Origin of the sequence: Tardiphaga sp. 172_B4_N1_3 (assembly GCF_052076035.1) — a bacterium.
Classification (GTDB): domain Bacteria; phylum Pseudomonadota; class Alphaproteobacteria; order Rhizobiales; family Xanthobacteraceae; genus Tardiphaga; species Tardiphaga robiniae.
Map to the genome: position 1 here is coordinate 4,953,244 of NZ_CP197238.1, position 18,879 is coordinate 4,972,122.

At 61.0% G+C, this 18,879-nt stretch carries 19 protein-coding genes; 14 read left to right on the plus strand and 5 right to left on the minus strand.

From position 1 onward, the window contains the following. Nucleotide 1 precedes the first annotated feature (1 nt). Genes kdpB through AB7783_RS23500 form a run of 4 tightly spaced genes read left to right on the plus strand, consistent with a single transcriptional unit; the run spans nucleotide 2 to nucleotide 6,189 of the window. Nucleotides 2-2,125, plus strand: coding sequence for a potassium-transporting ATPase subunit KdpB (kdpB, locus tag AB7783_RS23485; RefSeq protein WP_441278924.1), 2,124 nt, complete (start codon nucleotides 2-4; stop codon nucleotides 2,123-2,125). 11 nt (nucleotides 2,126-2,136) lie between these two features. Next, a complete protein-coding gene (locus AB7783_RS23490; RefSeq protein WP_184512553.1) occupies nucleotides 2,137-2,742 on the plus strand; it encodes a K(+)-transporting ATPase subunit C in 606 nt (201 codons plus the stop codon). Between the two features lie 40 nt (nucleotides 2,743-2,782). After that, nucleotides 2,783-5,503: a DUF4118 domain-containing protein gene (locus tag AB7783_RS23495; RefSeq protein WP_441278925.1), complete on the plus strand. Its 2,721-nt coding sequence runs from the start codon at nucleotides 2,783-2,785 to the stop codon at nucleotides 5,501-5,503. After that, nucleotides 5,500-6,189: a response regulator gene (locus tag AB7783_RS23500; protein ID WP_184512556.1), complete on the plus strand. Its 690-nt coding sequence runs from the start codon at nucleotides 5,500-5,502 to the stop codon at nucleotides 6,187-6,189. The genes AB7783_RS23495 and AB7783_RS23500 overlap by 4 nt, the downstream gene beginning before the upstream one ends. A 27-nt stretch (nucleotides 6,190-6,216) precedes the next feature. On the opposite strand, the gene AB7783_RS23505 is transcribed toward AB7783_RS23500, so the two are convergent. Further along, nucleotides 6,217-6,756 (minus strand): MarR family winged helix-turn-helix transcriptional regulator, encoded by a 540-nt coding sequence (locus AB7783_RS23505; protein WP_158596735.1) that lies wholly within the window; start codon nucleotides 6,754-6,756, stop codon nucleotides 6,217-6,219. 202 nt (nucleotides 6,757-6,958) lie between these two features. On the opposite strand from AB7783_RS23505, the gene AB7783_RS23510 reads away from it, so the two are divergent. Genes AB7783_RS23510 through AB7783_RS23520 form a run of 3 tightly spaced genes read left to right on the plus strand, consistent with a single transcriptional unit; the run spans nucleotide 6,959 to nucleotide 9,445 of the window. After that, nucleotides 6,959-7,489 (plus strand): flavin reductase family protein, encoded by a 531-nt coding sequence (locus AB7783_RS23510; RefSeq protein WP_441278926.1) that lies wholly within the window; start codon nucleotides 6,959-6,961, stop codon nucleotides 7,487-7,489. 51 nt (nucleotides 7,490-7,540) lie between these two features. After that, the gene (locus AB7783_RS23515; protein ID WP_441278927.1) at nucleotides 7,541-9,040 is read left to right on the plus strand and encodes a 4-hydroxyphenylacetate 3-hydroxylase family protein; all 1,500 of its coding nucleotides are present in this window, start codon (nucleotides 7,541-7,543) and stop codon (nucleotides 9,038-9,040) included. 24 nt (nucleotides 9,041-9,064) lie between these two features. Further along, nucleotides 9,065-9,445 carry a cupin gene (locus AB7783_RS23520; RefSeq protein WP_089266367.1) on the plus strand — a complete coding sequence of 127 codons (381 nt, stop codon included), beginning with the start codon at nucleotides 9,065-9,067 and terminating at the stop codon, nucleotides 9,443-9,445. On the opposite strand, the gene AB7783_RS23525 is transcribed toward AB7783_RS23520, so the two are convergent. Further along, complete coding sequence (locus tag AB7783_RS23525) at nucleotides 9,427-10,263, minus strand: NYN domain-containing protein (RefSeq protein ID WP_441278928.1); 837 nt, start codon at nucleotides 10,261-10,263, stop codon at nucleotides 9,427-9,429. The two genes, AB7783_RS23520 and AB7783_RS23525, sit on opposite strands and share 19 nt — an antisense overlap. A gap of 162 nt (nucleotides 10,264-10,425) precedes the next feature. Between AB7783_RS23525 and AB7783_RS23530 the strand changes: the two genes are divergently transcribed. From AB7783_RS23530 to ptsN, 7 genes are all read left to right on the plus strand, one after another. Continuing rightward, complete coding sequence (locus AB7783_RS23530; protein WP_441231127.1) at nucleotides 10,426-11,040, plus strand: ribonuclease D; 615 nt, start codon at nucleotides 10,426-10,428, stop codon at nucleotides 11,038-11,040. A gap of 175 nt (nucleotides 11,041-11,215) precedes the next feature. Further along, nucleotides 11,216-11,965: an LPS export ABC transporter periplasmic protein LptC gene (gene lptC, locus AB7783_RS23535; protein ID WP_231078596.1), complete on the plus strand. Its 750-nt coding sequence runs from the start codon at nucleotides 11,216-11,218 to the stop codon at nucleotides 11,963-11,965. 5 nt (nucleotides 11,966-11,970) lie between these two features. After that, the gene (locus AB7783_RS23540; protein WP_374725584.1) at nucleotides 11,971-12,642 is read left to right on the plus strand and encodes an LptA/OstA family protein; all 672 of its coding nucleotides are present in this window, start codon (nucleotides 11,971-11,973) and stop codon (nucleotides 12,640-12,642) included. A 197-nt stretch (nucleotides 12,643-12,839) separates the two neighbouring features. Then, nucleotides 12,840-13,856 carry an LPS export ABC transporter ATP-binding protein gene (gene lptB, locus AB7783_RS23545; RefSeq protein WP_439078869.1) on the plus strand — a complete coding sequence of 339 codons (1,017 nt, stop codon included), beginning with the start codon at nucleotides 12,840-12,842 and terminating at the stop codon, nucleotides 13,854-13,856. 90 nt (nucleotides 13,857-13,946) lie between these two features. After that, nucleotides 13,947-15,623, plus strand: a complete 1,677-nt coding sequence (gene rpoN, locus AB7783_RS23550) for an RNA polymerase factor sigma-54 (protein ID WP_441231129.1) — start codon at nucleotides 13,947-13,949, stop codon at nucleotides 15,621-15,623. A gap of 59 nt (nucleotides 15,624-15,682) precedes the next feature. Continuing rightward, on the plus strand, nucleotides 15,683-16,288 hold the full coding sequence (gene hpf, locus AB7783_RS23555; RefSeq protein WP_089266375.1) for a ribosome hibernation-promoting factor, HPF/YfiA family: 606 nt from the start codon (nucleotides 15,683-15,685) through the stop codon (nucleotides 16,286-16,288). Nucleotides 16,289-16,512: 224 nt separating this feature from the next. Next, nucleotides 16,513-16,974 (plus strand): PTS IIA-like nitrogen regulatory protein PtsN, encoded by a 462-nt coding sequence (gene ptsN / locus AB7783_RS23560; protein ID WP_089266376.1) that lies wholly within the window; start codon nucleotides 16,513-16,515, stop codon nucleotides 16,972-16,974. 112 nt (nucleotides 16,975-17,086) lie between these two features. Here ptsN and AB7783_RS23565 read toward each other — a convergent pair whose 3' ends face one another. The 3 genes from AB7783_RS23565 to AB7783_RS23575 all read right to left on the minus strand — a co-directional run bounded on the left by AB7783_RS23565 (nucleotide 17,087) and on the right by AB7783_RS23575 (nucleotide 18,853). Continuing rightward, nucleotides 17,087-17,614, minus strand: coding sequence for a hypothetical protein (locus AB7783_RS23565; protein WP_309941369.1), 528 nt, complete (start codon nucleotides 17,612-17,614; stop codon nucleotides 17,087-17,089). Between the two features lie 27 nt (nucleotides 17,615-17,641). Next, on the minus strand, nucleotides 17,642-18,250 hold the full coding sequence (locus AB7783_RS23570) for a hypothetical protein (protein ID WP_441278929.1): 609 nt from the start codon (nucleotides 18,248-18,250) through the stop codon (nucleotides 17,642-17,644). A 336-nt stretch (nucleotides 18,251-18,586) separates the two neighbouring features. Beyond that, nucleotides 18,587-18,853: a DUF1150 family protein gene (locus AB7783_RS23575; RefSeq protein WP_089266380.1), complete on the minus strand. Its 267-nt coding sequence runs from the start codon at nucleotides 18,851-18,853 to the stop codon at nucleotides 18,587-18,589. Between the last annotated feature and the right edge of the window lie 26 nt (nucleotides 18,854-18,879).

Genomic DNA, 18,879 nt, shown 5'->3' on the forward strand with positions numbered 1-18,879 from the left:
CATGGAAACGTTGAAACTGCAGAAGCGAGTGCCGGTCTCGGCCATGCTCGATTCGAAAATTGTCATCCCAGCCATCGGCTCGGCTTTCAAAAAGCTTGATCCGCGGCTGATGATCAAGAATCCCGTGATGTTCGTGGTCGAGGTCGTCGCCGCACTCACCACGGTGATCTTCATCAAGAACGTCTTCACCGGCGGAAGCGATCTGGGATTTGCGTTCCAGATCATCCTCTGGCTTTGGTTCACGGTGCTGTTCGCCAACTTTGCCGAAGCCGTCGCCGAAGGCCGCGGCAAGGCGCAGGCGGAATCGCTGAAGAAGACCCGCACCGAAAGCCAGGCCAAGCTACTCACCGGCAGCGACAGCGGCGACAAGAGCTACCGTATGGTCTCGGGCACCAGCCTGAAGGTCGGCGATGTCGTTCTGGTGGAAGCTGGCGACAACATCCCATCCGACGGAGAAGTGATTGAAGGCGTGGCTTCAGTTAATGAGGCGGCGATCACCGGCGAGTCCGCACCTGTCATTCGTGAATCCGGCGGCGATCGCTCGGCGGTGACCGGCGGCACGCAGGTGCTGTCCGACTGGATTCGCGTCCGCATCACTGCGGCGCAAGGCTCGACCTTTATCGATCGCATGATCAAGCTGGTCGAAGGCGCCGAGCGGCAGAAGACACCGAACGAGATCGCACTGAACATCCTGCTGGTCGGCCTCACCATCATCTTCGTGTTCGCGACGGTGACGATCCCGAGCTATGCGGCCTATGCCGGTGGTTCGATCTCGGTGGTGGTGCTGGTGGCTTTGTTCGTGACCCTGATCCCGACCACCATCGGCGCGTTGTTGTCGGCGATCGGCATTGCCGGCATGGATCGTCTGGTGCGCTTCAACGTGCTGGCGATGTCCGGTCGTGCGGTGGAAGCTGCCGGCGACGTCGATACGCTGCTGCTCGACAAGACCGGCACTATCACGCTGGGCAATCGTCAGGCGACAGCCTTCCGTCCGGTGCGCGGCGTGACCGAACAGGAACTGGCCGATGCGGCGCAGCTTGCATCGCTCGCGGACGAAACCCCGGAAGGCCGCTCCATCGTCGTGCTGGCCAAGGAGAAATACGGCATTCGCGGTCGCGACATGGCCGAACTGTCAGCGACTTTCGTGCCGTTCACCGCGCAGACCCGGATGAGCGGTGTCGATGCCGGCGGCTCGTCGGTTCGCAAGGGCGCGGTGGATTCGATACTCGCTTACGTCAACGGGGGCGCGTCGTTCGCCGTGGCGTCCGGTAACACCGTGCGTGCGATGCAGCCGGCCACGATGTCGGACACGGCACGTGAAATCCAGGCGATCTCCGACGAGATTGCAAAGGGCGGCGGCACCCCGTTGGCGGTCGCGCGCGATGGCAAGCTGCTCGGCGTCATCCATTTGAAGGACATCGTCAAGGGCGGCATCCGTGAGCGTTTCGCCGAGCTGCGCCGCATGGGCATCCGTACCATCATGATCACCGGCGACAATCCGATGACCGCCGCAGCCATCGCAGCCGAAGCCGGCGTCGATGATTTCCTGGCGCAGGCGACACCCGAGGACAAGCTGCAGCTCATCCGCGACGAGCAGGCCAAGGGCAAGTTGGTGGCGATGTGCGGCGACGGCACCAACGACGCGCCGGCACTGGCGCAGGCCGATGTAGGCGTCGCCATGAACACCGGCACGCAGGCGGCGCGCGAGGCGGGCAACATGGTCGATCTGGACTCCAATCCGACCAAACTCATCGAGGTCGTCGAAATCGGCAAGCAGCTTCTGATGACGCGGGGGGCGCTGACCACGTTCTCGATCGCCAATGACGTGGCGAAATACTTCGCCATTATCCCGGCGATCTTCCTCGCCTTCTATCCGCAGCTTGAAGCGCTTAACATCATGAAGCTGGCGAGCCCGCAGAGCGCCATCCTGTCGGCCATCATCTTCAACGCGATCATCATCATTGCGCTGATCCCGCTCGCCCTGAAAGGCGTCGCCTATCGCCCGATCGGCGCCGGCGCGCTGCTCGGCCGCAACCTGCTGATCTACGGCCTCGGCGGCATCATCGTTCCGTTCATCGGCATCAAGGCGATTGACCTCGTCGTCACCGCCCTGCACCTGGTTTGAGGAGTTACATTATGTTGAGAGAAATTCGCCCAGCCATCGTTCTGCTGCTCGGCCTCACGGCCATCACCGGTCTCGGCTACCCGCTCGCGATGACGGGCGTCGCTGAAGCGATCATGCCGAACCAGGCGCAAGGCAGCCTCATCGAACGGGACGGCAAGGTTGTCGGCTCGTCCCTGATCGGTCAGGAATTCAAGGGTGAGGAATACTTCCACGGCCGCCCGTCGGCGACCCTGGGTCCCGACCCGCAGGATTCCACAAAGACGGTGCCGCAGCCTTACAATGCCATCAACTCGATGGGCTCCAATCTCGGCCCGACCAGCAAGGCGCTGATCGACCGCGTGAAGGAGGACGTCGAGAAACTGAAGGCAGAGAACCCGTCGATGCCGGTGCCGATCGATCTCGTGACCACCTCAGGCAGCGGTCTCGACCCGAACATTTCGCCGGAGGGTGCGCTGTTTCAGGTGCCCCGTATCGCCAAGGCGCGCAAGCTGCCGGAGGACCGCGTCCGCCAGCTGGTGACAGATAAGGTCGAAGGCCGCCTCGGCGGTCTGCTAGGCGAACCGCGCGTTAACGTTCTTGCCTTGAATCTCGCGCTGGACGCCGCCGCACTGAAGTAGGCCGTCTAGGCCGCAGCCGTAGCGGAGACTATATTGCCTTATGGCAAATCAGCGCCGCGATCCCGACCAACGACCTTCGCCTGAGGCCTTGCTGGAGACAGCAAGGCGCGAGGAAGATGCGGCCGGGCGGTTGAAGATTTTTGTCGGCGCCGCTCCCGGCGTCGGCAAGACTTACGAGATGCTGCAAAGCGCCCATGCCAGGCGTAAGGCGGGTGTCGATGTGGTGGTCGGTGTCGTCGAGACCCACGGCCGCGCGGAGACCGAGGCGCTGCTCACGGGCCTTGAAGTCATTCCCCGGCGCCGTATCGATCACAAGGGTCAGGTCCTCGAGGAAATGGACCTCGATGCGCTGATCGCGCGGCGCCCGCAGATCGCATTGGTGGACGAACTCGCCCATACCAACGCGTCCGGCAGCCGGCATCCGAAACGTTATCTCGACGTCGCGGAATTATTGGCCGCAGGGATCGACGTCTACACGGCAGTTAATATCCAGCACATCGAAAGCCTGAATGATGTGGTCGCCCAAATCACTCATGTGCGGGTGCGCGAGACCGTGCCGGATTCGGTGTTCGATCGTGCAGACGCCATCGAGCTGATCGACCTCACCCCGGACGATCTGATCCAGCGCCTGAAGGAAGGCAAGGTCTACGTTCCCAAACAGGCCGAGCGCGCGCTGGAGCATTATTTCTCGCCTGGCAATCTCACGGCGTTGCGCGAGCTGGCGTTGCGACGGACGGCCGACCGGGTCGATGAGCAATTGCTCACGCATATGCAGGCCAATGCCATTGCCGGCCCGTGGGCTGCCGGCGAACGCATTCTGGTCTGTATCAGTGAGGACCCGCGCTCAGCCGGGCTGGTGCGCTACACCAAGCGTCTCGCGGATCGGCTTCACGCGCCGTGGACGGCGGTCAGCATCGAGACGCGACGCAGCCTTCAACTCACCGAAGAACAGCGCGACCGGCTGGCCGATACGCTGCGGCTTGCCGAGGCACTTGGCGCCGAAGCGCTGACGATTCCGGGCGCAGGCCGGCGCATCGCCGACGATCTGCTCGGTTATGCCCATGCCAACAACGTCACCCAGATCGTGATTGGCAAGGCATCGCGGTCATGGTGGTTCGAGCTGGTGCGCGGTTCGGTGGTCCATGATCTCGTGCGGCGCGCCGGCAATATCAGCGTGCATGTCATCGCGGGCGATGCGTTGCCGACGGAGCCGGCCGCGAAACGTGCACAGATGACCGATCGCGTCGAGCCGTTCGATGCAAAGCCCTATATTGCGGCGCTGGCGGTCGTGGCGGTGGCTCTTGGAGCCGCAACGCTGCTGCGTCCGATCTTCGGGATCGAGAATGTCGATCTGATGTTTCTCACCGCCGTGGTCGGCGTCGCCGTGCGCTTTGGTCTCTGGCCATCGCTGCTGGCGAGCGTCGTGGCATCGCTGAGCTATAATTTTTTCTTCCTGCCACCGGTCTATACGCTCACCATCACCGATCCAACCAATGTGGCGGCCTTCTTCTTCTTCATGCTGATCGCCATTCTCGTGTCCAATGTCGCGGCGCGGGTGCGCACCCAGGCCGTCTCGGCCTTTGGCCGTGTGCGCACAACCGAGTCGCTCTATGCGTTCAGCCGCAAACTCGCGGGTACGGCGGCGCTTGACGACGTGCTGTGGGCGAGCGCGTATCAGATCGCATTGATGCTGAAGGTGCGGGTTGTGTTGCTGTTGCCGGAGCAGGGTGTGATCACCGTCAAGGCCGGATATCCGCCTGAGGACGAATTGGACAAGGCGGATCTGGCCGCTGCCAACTGGGCCTGGAGCAATGATCGCCCCGCCGGTCGTGGCTCTGAAACATTGCCCGGTGCGAAGCGGCTGTTTCTGCCGATGCGGACCGGTCGTGGACCGATCGGTGTGATCGGCATTGACGATGATCGCACGGGGCCATTGCTGACACCCGACCAGCGCCGGTTGCTGGATGCGCTTGTGGATCAGAGCGCACTCGCCATCGAGCGCGTACAGCTCGTCGAAGACATGGACCGCGCCGAGCGCAACGTCGAATCTGACCGGCTGCGTCAGGCTCTGCTGACCTCGATCTCGCATGATCTGAAGACGCCGCTGGCCTCCGTGCTCGGTGCGGCTTCCACGCTGCGCGATCTATCGCCGAAGCTCAGCGAGGCCGAGAAGGCCGATCTGCTCGGCACGGTGATCGACGAATCCGAGCGGCTGAACCGTTTCATCGCTAATCTGCTGGATATGACCAAACTGGAGTCCGGTGCCGTGGTGCCGAATGCAACGCTGCAGGATCTCGCGGAGATCGTCGGCAGCGCGCTGCGCCGGGCCGGCAAGATCCTCAGCAGGCATCGCGTCGCGCTCGATCTGGCGCCAAACCTGCCCATGCTGGAGCTCGATGCGGTCCTGTTCGAGCAGGTGCTGTTCAATTTGCTTGATAATGCCGCGAAATATGCCCCGGATGACACCACCATCACGATCAGGGCCATACGCGATGCGGACTCAGTCTCGCTGCAGGTGACGGACGAGGGGGCAGGCATTCCACCCGCCGATCTCGAGCAGGTGTTCGATAAATTCTATCGCGCCAACAAGGGCGATCACGTTCGGGCGGGCACCGGCCTCGGCCTCGCGATCTCCCGGGGGTTTGTTGAGGCAATGCATGGCACCATTTCGGCCACCAATCGCGCCGACCGATCAGGCGCCGTGCTGACCATCCGCCTTCCCATCCCGCCGGCCTTCGAAGCTCTGGACACCGCCGCATGAACACCGCCGCTATCAAGGTCCTGATCATCGATGATGAGCCGCCGATCCGCAAATTGCTGCGCATGGGCCTCAGCACCCAGGGCTATGACATCCTTGAGGCCAGCAACGGCAAGATCGCGCTGGAGAAATTGGCGGAGAAGCCCGCTTTGATCATTCTCGATCTGGGCCTGCCGGACATCCAGGGCCACGATCTGCTGCAGATGATTCGCGCGCGCGATGACAGCGTGCCGATCGTGGTGCTGTCCAGCCGCGGCGATGAAGCTGGCAAGGTGCAGGCGCTCGATCTCGGTGCCGACGACTATCTCACCAAGCCGTTCGGCATGGATGAGTTGCTGGCGCGCATGCGGGCTGCGCTCAGGCATCAGCTACAGGTTCATGGCGAGCGGCCGGTATTCCGCTCCGGAGAATTGTCGGTCGATCTGGTGCGCCGCATCGTCAAGGTGGGTGACCGTGAGGTGAAACTGTCACCAAAGGAATATGAGTTGCTGCGGGTCCTGGTGCAGCATGCCGGCAAGGTGCTGACCCATCGGTTTCTGCTGAAGGAATTGTGGGACGAGCTCACCGACGCACAATATCTGCGCGTTTATGTCCGCCAGCTGCGTCAAAAGATCGAGCTCGATCCGGAGCGCCCGCAATTCGTCCTGACCGAAACGGGTATCGGCTACCGGCTGCGCGCCGGAGAATAGCTAACGACAAACCCGTCAAACAGCAGGTTATTTGGTCTGTCGGGCGACCGATGCCGGTGCGTTGTAGTCCAGCAGCCGGATCGCCTCGTCGGCGGCGTCCACCATCTCCGACATCAGCTTGCGCGTTCGCTCGAAATCCGCAGCCGACATGCTGCGAAACAGCATATCGTTCACCGGACGCTGAACGGGTGCCAATTCATTGAGCAGCGCGCGCGCTTTCGGGGTGATGGTCAGAATGACACGGCGGCGATCTTCCTCATCGGTCTCTTTTTCAACAAGGCCGTTTGATACCAGCTTGTTGATCTCGATCGTAATGAACGCGCCGCTGAAGTGCAGGTGCTCGGCGACCTGATTGACGCCGATCTTCTCATCCGTGCCGCTCAAATGAGCAATGGCGATCAGCACTGTGTATTGCGTGCCGGACAGGCCGATCACTGCGCCGAGTTGCCCGCGCACAGCCTGAAGCCGCGCCGAAAACGCCAATGTGTCATGGACAAATTGGCGGAAAGCCCGATCCGATCCGTCGACCATCAATTGTGGCCGCGAAATCGTCGGTTCTACCTTCATTTTACGTGATTTGCTCTTAATCGCCATCAGGTCCCCGCACACCTATGAGTCGTATAGCGGCGGCGTTACGCACAAACAAGTTGGAACCAGTGCGTTTTGATAGCAGGCCAGCCATGCTTGACAGCGCGCACTTTCGTTCGATAATATAGCTTTGTTATAAAGCTAATGCGCGTCGTTCAGGTTTCGCGATCAGGAGATGACCATGGGCGCCACTGCGGACGTGGATCCTCGCGCCTTCCGACAGGCGCTCGGACAGTTTGCCACCGGCGTCGCCGTGATCACGGCCGAAGCGGCCGATGGCCAGGCAATCGGTTTGACCATGAGTTCGTTCAACTCGGTCTCGGTGAACCCACCGCTGATCCTGTTCTCGATCGACCGCAAGGCCTTCAGCCTCAAGGCGATGACCGAGGCCAAGGGCTATGCCGTGAATATCCTCGGCCGCGATCAGGAGCATCTGTCGAACAAGTTCGCCAGGGCGCTCGGCGACAAGTGGGCGGCGGTCGAACATACGCTGGGCCACGAGGCGGCGCCCCTGATCGCCGGCGCGCTCGCACACTTCGAATGCGCGCCATACGCGCAATATGACGGCGGGGACCATGTGATTTTCGTCGGCCAGGTGGTGAAGTTCAGCGCCTATCCGGCCAACGAGCCGTTGGTCTTCTTCCGTGGGGCCTATCGCAGCCTTGCAAGTACCGAGCGCAGCCCGGAATGGCCGCTGCCGATGCACTACTGAAATAACGTACCCGAAAATGCTACCCATGACTGAAAGTGATCGAGGCAACCCATGATCAAGACCGGCGAACAGCATATCGCGAGCCTGCGCGACGGCCGTGAAATCTATCTCGATGGCGAGCTGGTGGATGACGTGACCACCCATCCGGCCTTCCGGGGGGCGGTGGCTTCGATCGGACGGATGTTCGATTTCCAGAGCGCGCCGGAAAATCGCGAGCTGATGACTTTCGAGACCGAGACTGGCACCCGAGCCAACCGGATCTGGGAATTGCCCGGCAGCTATGATGCGCTGGTCAATCGTCGCCGCGGGCTGGAAGCCTGGACCGAGCTGCATGCCGGCTTCATGGGCCGCGCGCCGGATCACGTCGCCTCCTGCATTGCAGGTATGTATATGGGCGTCGAGGTATTCGAAGCCTATAACAAGGATCGCGCCAAGGCGCTGGCGGATTACTATCGCCACGCCCGCGACAACGACCTCTACCTCACTTATGTGATCATCAACCCGCAGGCCGACCGCTCCAAGAGCGCGGCCGAGCAGGCTGATCCGTTCCTGTCAGCAGGCGTGGTGTCGCGCGATGCCGAGGGCCTGACGATCCGTGGCGCCAAGATGTTGGCCACCGGTGGCATCATGGCCAATGAGGTGTTCGTCACCTGTATCCAGCCGCTGCAGCCCGGCGACGAGAAGTACGCGGTGTCTTTCGCGATTCCGATGAATACCAAGGGTCTGAAGGTCCTGTCGCGCAAGTCTTATGAAGCCGCGTCGCCATCCGTGTTCGACAATCCGCTGTCCAGCCGCTTCGATGAAAATGATGCCGTGCTGTATTTCGACGACGTGAAGGTGCCTTGGGATCGGGTGTTCATCGTCGATGACATCGCGATGTGCCAGAAGCAGTTCCACGCGACCCCGGCGCATGTGTATCAGAACTATCAGGCCATGATCCGGCTCTCGGTGAAGCTGCGCTTCCTGATCGGGATCGCGCATCGGACCGCCGAGACCAACGGCATCGCCGGCTTCCCGCAGGTCAGGGAAATGCTAGGTCAGCTCGCAGCCGAAGTGTCGATGGTCGAAGCCTTCGTCGTCGCGATGGAGACCAAGGGCACGCAGCACGGCGCCTATTACGTGCCGGACCGGGCGATGCTGTATTCGGCACAGGTCCTCACCCAGCAGCTCTATTCCAAGGTCATCAACACGCTGCGCGAACTCGCCGGCGGCGGCATGATCATGCTGCCGTCCTCGGTGAAGGATTTTGCCAATCCGGAATTGGCGCGTCTGATCGGCAAGACCCAGCAGTCCCCTGCCGCCAGCGCGACCGAGAAGGTCAAGTTTTACAAGCTGGCCTGGGACGCGGTCGGCTCCGAATTCGCCTCGCGTCACTCGCAATACGAGATGTTTTTCGCCGGCGCGACCTTCGTTACCAAGGGCCATGCATTCCGGACTTATGATTGGATGAAATCGGCGGCGTTGCTCGACAAGATGCTGTCCAGCTATGACCTTGCCGATGAAGTCTCCACCTCAACGGCGCCGGCTGCCTCGCCGCGCGCTGTCGCTTGATCTGTCCCCTCAGGAACACTGACCATGGCCATCAATAAACTTCACGATGAATTCCGTACCGTCGATATGTCTTCGGGATGGGAGACGCCCGCGGGCTATCCGGCAGGCATCCAGCAGAAAATCCTGTCGGGGGCGCTCGACGAAGTGAACAAGCGTGGCAGCCGCACCCGCTTGCTGCGCTTCGAGCCAGGCGTCTACACCACAGAGCCGTTCGTGCACGAATATTGGGAAGAAGTATTCCTGTTCACCGGCGACCTGATCGTCGGCAATGACAAGCAGGGCAACGGCGGCGAGTCCTTCAAACCGAACACCTATGCCTGCCGTCCGCCCGGTGCCTATCACGGCCCGTTCAAGTCGGTCGGCGGCTGCGTGTTGATGGAAATCCACTATTTCGACCCGGCTTGAGCCGTTTCGCGTCTCCTCCTGATGGCGGCGCGCTTTCTTTGTGGCGCGACCGCTGCTTCTTCGGAAGGTTTCTCCTCGGCCGGCGTGGCCGTCTTCGGTTTGATCCGAAGTCGCAAACGTCCGGTTGAGCCGTCTCCGACCTCGAATGTCTCCATTTTGCGCACCAGGTCGCTCAGCTTCTTGAAGCCGTAGGTGCGGACGTCAAAGTCGGACACGGTGTTCGGAAGTTGTTCTCCGACCCGGTCCAGATTGACCCAACCGTCTTCGTTGCTCAGTTGGGATACCACCTTTTCCAGAATGGGAACTGCGGCAGCGGGGCTTTGCAAGGCTGCTGGTTTTGACGGTTGCTCTGTGCTTGCCGTTGCGCGTTCGGGTCTCAGGTTCTCCGTATAGATGAAGCGCCGGCACGCCTGCCGAAAACTCTCGGGTGTTTTCCGCGTGCCGAAGCCGTAGACGTCAGCGCCCTGCTCGCGCAGCCGTGAGGCGAGACGTGTGAAGTCGCTATCGGAGGACACCAGGCAAAAGCCGTCGAACCGCCCGCTATGCAGCAGGTCCATCGCGTCGATCACCAGCGCGATGTCGGACGAGTTCTTGCCCTTAGTGTAGGCGAACTGCTGATAAGGATCGATGGCGTGCTTTTGCAGGATGTCGGCCCAGGATCTGAGCTGCGGACTTGAGAAGTCGCCGTAGATCCGGCGAACGCTGGCTTCGCCGAATTTGGAGATTTCCTCGAACAAGCCGCCAGCAATCTGCGGGGACGTGTTGTCGGCATCGATCAGGACCGCGAAACGGGGCAAACGCTGCTGTGCGACGTTCATCTGCAACCTCTGCCCGCTGGATGAATGGCTCTCTCAGTCTGTCAGTTTTTTGCTGCAGGCGAAACATACCTGAGGGAGCGTATCTCTCGTCAGCCCGGCCATTGCGCGGTAAAGTCACCCAAATCCCGCGAATCGCGGGCGCTGAAAGAGGCAATTGAAACCATGACCATCCGCCTGCATCGCGGCGATTTGCCGGATTTGAGCCGCTACACCGATTCGGTTGCGATCGACACCGAGACCATGGGTCTCAATCCGCATCGGGACCGGCTATGCGTGGTGCAGCTCTCGCCCGGCGATGGAAGTGCCGATGTCGTGCAGATCCCGATGGGCCACACGGACGCGCCGAACCTGAAGAAGCTGCTCGGCGATCCCAAGGTGACGAAGATCTTTCACTTTGCGCGGTTCGATCTCGCCGCTCTCTACAATGCGTTCGGCGTCATGCCCGAGCCGGTCTATTGCACCAAGATCGCCTCCCGCCTGTGTCGCACCTATACCGACAGGCATGGTCTCAAGGATCTGGTCCGCGAAGTCCTCGGCGTGGATCTGTCGAAGCAGCAGCAGTCGAGCGACTGGGGCAGTCAGACCCTCAGCGAGGCCCAGCTATCCTATGCGGCGTCGGACGTGCTGCATCTGCATGGGCTGCGCGAGCGGTTGAACGTCATGCTGGCGCGCGAGGGCCGCACCGAACTGGCGCAGGCCTGTTTTGACTTCCTCCCGACCCGGGCCAAACTGGACCTCTCAGGCTGGGAAAATGAGGACATTTTCGCTCATTCGTGACCGGCCTGCGGCGAAGTGACTTTCTGAAACAGTTCAGGGTCCCTCCCGCCGCGTTTCGGTCATACTCCTCGTTCTGGTGGGCGGGGCTGCAAACCGGTGCATTTCAGCGTAGACTGGCGCCGGTTTGGCAGGCCTTTCGGTGTGGCCCTTTTTGTCATGGCCCGTTGGAGCGACGGTGAGTTCAGTTCAGATTCCCAGCTATCAGGCGGGCATGGATGCGCGGTTCAGGGCCGCGGCACGCCATAGCCGTCTGGTGCGTCTGCTGCGGATTGCTGTCCCTGCCGTCGTGATCCTGTCGATGGCGGCAATTGTCGGCGTGTCGATCTTCAATCCGTTCCGGATCCTCGCCAAATTGCCGCTCGACATGGGCAATCTGGTCGTTTCGGGGACCAAGATCACCATGGAGACGCCGCATCTGGCCGGTTTCTCGCCGGACGGACGGCCCTATGAGTTATGGGCCAAGGCTGCGACGCAGGATCTGACAGATCCCGACAATGTCGAACTAACAACCTTGCGCGCCAAGGTGATGATGGAAGACAAGTCGACAATGACGATGGATGCCCGCACCGGGAAGTTCAATTCGAAATCGCAGATGCTCTATCTGTATCAGGACATTTTCCTGCAAACCACGACCGGCTACGAAGCCAAGCTGACACAGGCGAACATTGATATTGCCAATGGCACGGTCACGTCGGACGAACCGGTCGATGTCAAACTTCTCAACGGCACTCTGCTCGGGCAACGGATGCGCATCACGGAACACGGTGAGCTGGTTCGGTTCGAGGGCGGTGTGTCGATGAACCTGAAGATGGACCCGCCTTCGCCGGATGCTACGGCACAGCCTGAGACCGTGGCAGAGCCTGAAGTCGCGCCGGAGCCCGTGAAACCGCGGGCCGCCAACGGCAAGCGCGCCAACGCGAAATGAATGTGATGATTTTTCCCGTAAGCAATGTCCGATTCCGCGGGGTGACCGGCGCTGCGATCGCTGTGCTCTTGCTCATTCTGGTAGGTGACGCAAATGCGCAGAGCGCGGTGCAGGGTGTGCCGAACGCGATGCAGGGCTTCTCGCAGAATCGCGATCAGCCCATCCAGATCGAGGCCGCATCGCTGGAAATGCGCGACAAGAAAAAGGAAGCGACCTTCGCAGGCGATGTGAAGGTCGTCCAGGGCGACACCACGATGAAGTCGAAGACTCTCGTGGTCTTCTATGACGGCGGCGGCTCCGCGAACGAGCCGGCGGCCAAGGCTGCGCCCAAGGCGCCGATCAAGGCGGCGCAGCCGGGCCCGGGCGGTTCGTCGGCGATCAAGCGGCTTGAAGCGCGCGGCGGCGTCATCGTCACCCAGAAGGACCAGGTCGTCACCGGCGAGACGGCGGTGTTCGACACCCGGACCAATCTCGTCACCATGCAGGGCAATGTTGTGCTTACCCAGGGCAAGAATGTACTGCGCGGCGATCGTCTGACCGTGGATATGACCACGGGCACCTCACGCGTCGAATCCAACAGCGGCAGGGTCCAGGGCATGTTCGAGTCGTCCGGCCAGAAGGGTGGCGGTGGCCCGACTTCGATCATACCCGGGCCTGGAGGCGGAAAACCCAAGTAACTCGAAGGGTTTATCGATAGGGGCGAGCCGGATCCGGTTGAATCTGGCTGCGTAACCCGTTATCGCCATTGTTTTAATCGACATCGAAGGCTTGGCGTTCGGCTGGGCAAGGGACATCTAGTCCGCCATGCTGTTCCCAGTGATCGAACATGCCGCGACCTGGCGCGGATGACGTTTAGAGGCTGATCGAAGCGCGAATGGTTGATTTCCTCGGCATGTTCCGTCGGCGCGCTCCAAAACGCGGTCCGCAAGGCTTTGCACGCTCGCCGGTCGACATCACGGCGCTCGGCGACAGCATGGGCGACATGCTGGGCAGCCCCAGCCGCGAGGCGCCGCCCTTGGCGCGCACCGCTCCGGCCGATACGCCCCAGGTTCCGCAGGCTCGGGCGGAGGCGCCGCGTGCCACACAGCCTGCGCCGGGCCGCCGTCCGGACAAGGCGCCGCAGCGGCCCCGGACCAACGGCGCCGCCGCACCAAAAGCTGCCCCGCGTGCGGGCTATCTGGCCGTCCATAATGTGAAAAAGAGCTTCGGCTCACGCCAGGTCACCCGCGGCGTCAGCATTTATGTTCGTCGTGGTGAGGCCGTCGGCCTGCTCGGACCGAACGGTGCCGGCAAGACCACGGTGTTCTACATGATCACCGGCCTGATCAAGCCCGACAGCGGCGCCATTGAGCTTGACGGCCACGACGTCACCCAGCTGCCGATGTATCAACGTGCGCGCCTCGGCATCGGCTATCTGCCGCAGGAAGCCTCGATTTTTCGCGGCCTCACGGTCGAGCAGAACATCCGTGCGGTGCTGGAGGTCGTCGAGCCCAGCCGCAAGAAGCGCGAGCGCGAGCTCGACGGGCTGCTCGAAGAGTTCAACATCCAGAGACTGCGCAAGTCGCCGTCGATCGCGCTGTCCGGCGGTGAGCGCCGCCGCGTTGAAATTGCGCGCGCGCTGGCGACGCGGCCGAATTACATGCTGCTCGACGAGCCCTTTGCCGGCATCGACCCGATTGCGGTGGGGGATATTCAGGACCTGGTTCGTCACCTGACCAATCGCGGCATCGGCGTGCTCATCACCGACCACAACGTGCGCGAAACGCTGGGGCTGACAGACCGCGCCTACATCGTCTATGCTGGTGAAATCCTGACGGAGGGATCTCCTGAGGAGATCGTGGCTGACCCGGACGTGCGTCGCCTTTACCTTGGCGAGGAATTCCGCCTCTAGACCAAATTTACAATTCGTCAAGCCGTGTACATCAGGCCGGGAAAGAGATAAGCAAGAAACGGACCAACTTTTGGATCGGTTTTTGCCTCCATGGCGCTGACGCAGAGACTAGAGTTCCGGCAATCCCAGTCGCTGGTGATGACGCCGCAGCTGATGCAGGCCATCAAGCTGCTGCAGCTGTCGAATCTCGATCTCGCAACCTTTGTCGAAGATGAACTGGAGCGCAATCCGCTGCTGGAACGCGCCAGCGACGGTCCTGAGCCGCCAGTGGCCGGCGAGGCCAGCCCCGAGCGCAGCGAGTTTTCCAGCCAAGACGAGGCGGGCTATGCCTCCGGCCACGACGATGGCGGTGACCATTCCGATTTTTCCGATCGTTCAGGCGGCGACAGCTTCGATGCGCCGGCGCCCGACGAGTGGATGAACCGCGAACTCGGCACCCGCGCCGAGATCGAACAGACCCTGGACACCGGGCTGGATAACGTCTTTTCCGAAGAGCCGGCCGAAACCGCCGCACGCAACGCACAAGACGCTGCTCCGACCGCCTATACCGAATGGGGCGGCGGCGCCTCCAACGACGACAGCTACAATCTTGAGGCCTTCGTTGCCGCGGAAGTGACGCTCGGCAGCCATCTCGCCGAACAGCTCTCGGTGGCGTTCTCGTCGCCCGCGCAGCGGATGATCGGTCAGTATCTGATCGATCTCGTTGATGAGGCCGGCTACCTGCCGCAAGATCTTGGCGACGTGCATGAGCGGCTGGGTGCCTCTGTTGACGATGTCCAAAACGTTCTCGGTGCGTTGCAGAAATTCGATCCGCCGGGTGTCTGCGCGCGCAGTCTCAGCGAATGTCTCGCAATCCAGTTGCGTGAACAGAACCGTTACGACCCCGCGATGCAGGCATTGGTCGAGCATCTCGATCTCCTGGCCAAGCGCGACATCGGCAATCTCAGAAAAATCTGCGGCGTCGACGACGAAGATCTGACCGACATGATCGGTGAGATTCGCAGACTCGATCCGAAGCCCGGTCTGAAGTTTGGCTCGGCGCGAACACAGACCGTAGTGCCTGATGTCTATGTGCGGCCGGGTCCTGATGGCGGCTGGCATGTTGAGTTGAACAGCGACACACTGCCGCGCGTTCTCGTGAACCAGGTTTATTATTCCGAATTGTCGAAAACGATCCGTAAGGATGGCGACAAGTCGTACTTCACAGATTGTCTACAGAATGCCACCTGGCTGGTGCGTGCGCTCGATCAGCGCGCGCGTACTATCCTGAAGGTTGCGACCGAGATCGTCCGGCAACAGGATGGCTTCTTTACGCAGGGTGTTGCGCATCTTCGGCCGCTGAATCTCAAGGCGGTTGCTGATGCCATTCAAATGCATGAATCGACGGTGTCGCGCGTTACCGCCAATAAATACATGGCGACAAATCGCGGCAGCTTTGAATTGAAATACTTCTTTACGGCATCGATAGCGTCGGCTGATGGTGGCGAAGCGCATTCGGCTGAAGCGGTGCGACATCACATCAAGCAATTGATTGATGGAGAAAGTCCTTCTCTTATTCTTTCGGACGACACGATCGTGGAACGCTTGCGCGAAGCCGGAATTGATATCGCGCGCCGTACCGTTGCCAAATACCGTGAAGCCATGCGTATCCCGTCTTCAGTTCAGCGCCGCCGCGACAAGCAGAGTATGCTCGGCAATGCACTCACGGCACCCGCCACTCCGTCCGATAGGGCACCCGACCGATCCCGCGACACTGCACCAGCTTGATTGCACTCCCGTGGAAACGGGATACTGTCGGTTCAAGGCAGAAGAATCGAGGCATCAGCATGACCCTTCGTATCTCGGGAAAAAGCATCAATGTCGGAGACGCTTTGCGAGGCCGCGTGAGCGAGCGGACCGATGAGGTCCTTCGCAAATATTTCGATGGCAACTATTCCGGTCACATCACGCTCAGCAAAGACGGCTTCGGCTTCCGCACCGATTGTGCATTGCATCTCGATTCCGGAATTACGCTCGAAGCGGACTCCAATGCAGCGGATGCTTATGCCAGTGCCGATCAGGCGTTGCTTCAAATCGAGAAACGTTTGCGTCGCTACAAGAGCCGACTGAAGGATCGTTCCGCGCGCAAGACGCATGCTGAAAATCAGGCGATGGCCGAACTCACGGCCCCGACTTTGGACGCGCCGAGCTACATTCTTGAGGCGCCCGATCATGAGGGCGATGCCGACAGTGGCTACGATCCGGTCATCATTGCCGAATCGACCAGGTCGCTGAAGCGGTTCTCGGTGAGCGAAGCTGTCATGGAACTTGATTTCACCGGCGCGGCCGTCGTGCTATTCCTGCATGGCAGTACCGGTCGGGTGAATATCGTGTACCGCCGAGGCGACGGTAACGTGGGTTGGGTCGATCCACCGGTGGTTAAACCGTCCTGACGGCATTGACGCCCAAACGGCCCCTCCCTATGGTCCGCCGCCTTTGACAGGGTTATACCGGTCAATGGATTTCGCATGGGGGGTTCCGGTGCTAGAGTACGTCCGGGCGTTCGCGCCCGGCGCGTTTTCCATCACAGGGAACGATGTCCCTTTCCAGTCTTTCTTGACGCTGCCGGTTTTGGTTCTAACTACCCGCTGACGGTCAAACATCCTCGGAACGGTCAATGACGATTACCGATCTGGTCGCGCCCGAGGCGATAATCCCGGCGTTGAAGGTCAACAGCAAGAAGCAGGCGCTGCAGGAGCTCGCTGCGCGCGCTTCCGCGCTCACCGGTCAGAACGACCGCGCCATTTTCGAGGTGCTGTTGCAGCGTGAGAAGCTCGGTACGACGGCCGTGGGCTATGGCGTTGCCATTCCGCATGGCAAGTTGCCGAAGCTCGACAAGTTGTTCGGCCTGTTTGCGCGCCTCGATCGTCCGATCGATTTCGAGGCCATGGACGGCCAGCCGGTCGATCTGGTGTTTCTGCTGCTGGCGCCGGAAGGTGCGGGCGCCGATCATCTGAAGGCGCTGGCGCGGATCGCGCGTCTGCTACGCGATCAGGACGTCGCCAAAAAGCTGCGTGCCTCCCGTGACGCGCAGGCGATTTATTCCGTGCTCGCTTTGCCGCCGGCGACAGCCGCCTAACCGGCTCATCCCGCAGCTTACGCCGGAATCGCCCGGTTGGACTGGGCGATTCTCCTATTCCGAACCAGATCCCTGCTTGCGCGGAGATGGAAGGCTGGTTGGCCTTGCCAGTTTACGCCGCGAACTCCTTGGCCGAGATTGGAGCGAGCGACTCGTTGCGCACCGCCTGCCGCGCGGTGATCGATGCGAGCTCGTTCATGGCTGCAGAGGCAGCTTCGGCCTGCGTTTCGGCACGGATCGATTCTGCTTCTTCCGCTGCAGCGACTGCGCGCGATGATGCTGCCATCCGCAGTGCTGTCTGGATCTCGTTGGAATCCGCGCCGCTCTTGAGCAGCAGCAACGTCAGCAGCGCCTTGACGTCGGAATTCATCGCGTCTGCGCTCTGCTTCATGCGTCGCACGGCCGCTGACGTTTCAGGAACGTTGACGGCGGTTACGGGACGAAGCTTGGCGACGTTGCTGCCTGAAGTTTCTATGCCCTGCGTGCGCATCGGATTGGCATATTCTTCCGCCATCATTACCCGCGATGCGGCAGCAAGCTGCAGAGCATTGTGAATCTCCGGCGAACCGGTGCCGGTCTTCAGCAACAGCAAAGTGAGGAGAGCTTTGACGTCCGAGTTCATCGCGGCAGTGTTTTGCATTGTGTTCCTCGCTTGTGAGTGACTGAGCTAGTTGAAACGTCGTCCGAACAGCTTTTCGAAGAAGGTTGGTTGTGGCGGCTCAGGGTGAGTGATTTCGGCGACGAGTTTGGGTGGCTTGGGGCGCCGGACGTCACGCTTCACCCGCAGCTTTGACAGCAGCATGGTCGGCCCAGGCATGGCCGCGGGCTCGGCGAAGGTCGTGAGCGTGCCGTCCTCAAGGCTGCCGCGGATCAGGATTGGTGAGAGAAATATGGGATCTGCGAGTGCAGCAGCCGTCGCAAGGCGCGCGTTATTTAGAGTGCCGAGGCTCTGAACGGCCTCGATACTCCATTGCCCGAGCGGCAAGCGGTCTGACTTGGTCACGAAAGGCGGGCTGCTGTCGGGTGCGATGATGGGAGGGACGGTGCCGTCGGCGCGCATCAAGAATACGGTGGCAGCTGCGCAGCCCGGTGCAAAGACGAGGATCGCGAAACAGGCTGCGATCACCGGCCGACTATCAAAACCCCAGGAGCCGGTCCGGGGAACTGCCTCTGATTTCGGAGCGGTGATCGTTGCACCGAAGCTCCGCAGCAAGTCTTCGACTTGAACTATCTGGGCTTGTGTCGATCCATTCATGGCGACCTCGAATCTCAACATGACCAGATTTTCTCAAGTCATGGTGAATGCGTGGTCACCATTTTCTTCTGTGAAACGGCAGCAAAGATCAGGCGCAATGATGCCATCGCGTCGGATATCCAGATTGCTATTGATGGGGGGATCAGTTTTTCAGATGGCGCAGCGGATGAGAGGTCGCGTGCGGATCGATTGCGTCCGATGATGTGCTCACGATATTGACGACGGGTTAAATAGATACCGCGTCATGCAAGCCGAGCACCTGCGCGTGATGATCGTCGTTTGGACGCTGGGATACCCGACATTGGGATACGCGGCTGTCACCGCGTATCCTGACGTCTGCATGCTGGCCAGTTCGCGTTAGTGAACGCTGACGGTCTGCAATTCCTGGCTCCATGCATTCGCGATCGCCGCTTCACGGCTGTCGGTGAGCATGATCGGCGTGCCGTCGGCGGCGTGCAGCGCGAACAGCTGCAATCCCGGCGCAATCTCCGGCGCCTGCGGGAACAGTCCCGGCACATCTTCCGAGCGAACCGGCTTCACATAGGCGATCATACCTTCGCCCAGATGCGCCAATGCTTCGGTGGTGACGGCGGCATTTTCATTGATCGTAACAACTTCAGTCATCGTCTCGACTCCTTCTATGAGATCAA

Coding starts and splice junctions, on each gene's coding strand:
- AB7783_RS23490 (WP_184512553.1), top strand. CDS start 2,137: ATGTTGAGAGAAATTCGCCCAGCCATCGTTCTGCTGCTCGGCCTCACG.
- ptsN (WP_089266376.1), top strand. CDS start 16,513: ATGACGATTACCGATCTGGTCGCGCCCGAGGCGATAATCCCGGCGTTG.
- AB7783_RS23520 (WP_089266367.1), top strand. CDS start 9,065: ATGGCCATCAATAAACTTCACGATGAATTCCGTACCGTCGATATGTCT.
- AB7783_RS23540 (WP_374725584.1), top strand. CDS start 11,971: ATGATTTTTCCCGTAAGCAATGTCCGATTCCGCGGGGTGACCGGCGCT.
- hpf (WP_089266375.1), top strand. CDS start 15,683: ATGACCCTTCGTATCTCGGGAAAAAGCATCAATGTCGGAGACGCTTTG.
- lptB (WP_439078869.1), top strand. CDS start 12,840: ATGGTTGATTTCCTCGGCATGTTCCGTCGGCGCGCTCCAAAACGCGGT.
- AB7783_RS23510 (WP_441278926.1), top strand. CDS start 6,959: ATGGGCGCCACTGCGGACGTGGATCCTCGCGCCTTCCGACAGGCGCTC.
- kdpB (WP_441278924.1), top strand. CDS start 2: ATGGAAACGTTGAAACTGCAGAAGCGAGTGCCGGTCTCGGCCATGCTC.
- AB7783_RS23530 (WP_441231127.1), top strand. CDS start 10,426: ATGACCATCCGCCTGCATCGCGGCGATTTGCCGGATTTGAGCCGCTAC.
- AB7783_RS23570 (WP_441278929.1), bottom strand. CDS start 18,250: ATGTTGAGATTCGAGGTCGCCATGAATGGATCGACACAAGCCCAGATA.
- AB7783_RS23515 (WP_441278927.1), top strand. CDS start 7,541: ATGATCAAGACCGGCGAACAGCATATCGCGAGCCTGCGCGACGGCCGT.
- AB7783_RS23505 (WP_158596735.1), bottom strand. CDS start 6,756: ATGAAGGTAGAACCGACGATTTCGCGGCCACAATTGATGGTCGACGGA.
- AB7783_RS23565 (WP_309941369.1), bottom strand. CDS start 17,614: ATGCAAAACACTGCCGCGATGAACTCGGACGTCAAAGCTCTCCTCACT.
- AB7783_RS23525 (WP_441278928.1), bottom strand. CDS start 10,263: ATGAACGTCGCACAGCAGCGTTTGCCCCGTTTCGCGGTCCTGATCGAT.
- rpoN (WP_441231129.1), top strand. CDS start 13,947: ATGGCGCTGACGCAGAGACTAGAGTTCCGGCAATCCCAGTCGCTGGTG.
- AB7783_RS23500 (WP_184512556.1), top strand. CDS start 5,500: ATGAACACCGCCGCTATCAAGGTCCTGATCATCGATGATGAGCCGCCG.
- AB7783_RS23495 (WP_441278925.1), top strand. CDS start 2,783: ATGGCAAATCAGCGCCGCGATCCCGACCAACGACCTTCGCCTGAGGCC.
- AB7783_RS23575 (WP_089266380.1), bottom strand. CDS start 18,853: ATGACTGAAGTTGTTACGATCAATGAAAATGCCGCCGTCACCACCGAA.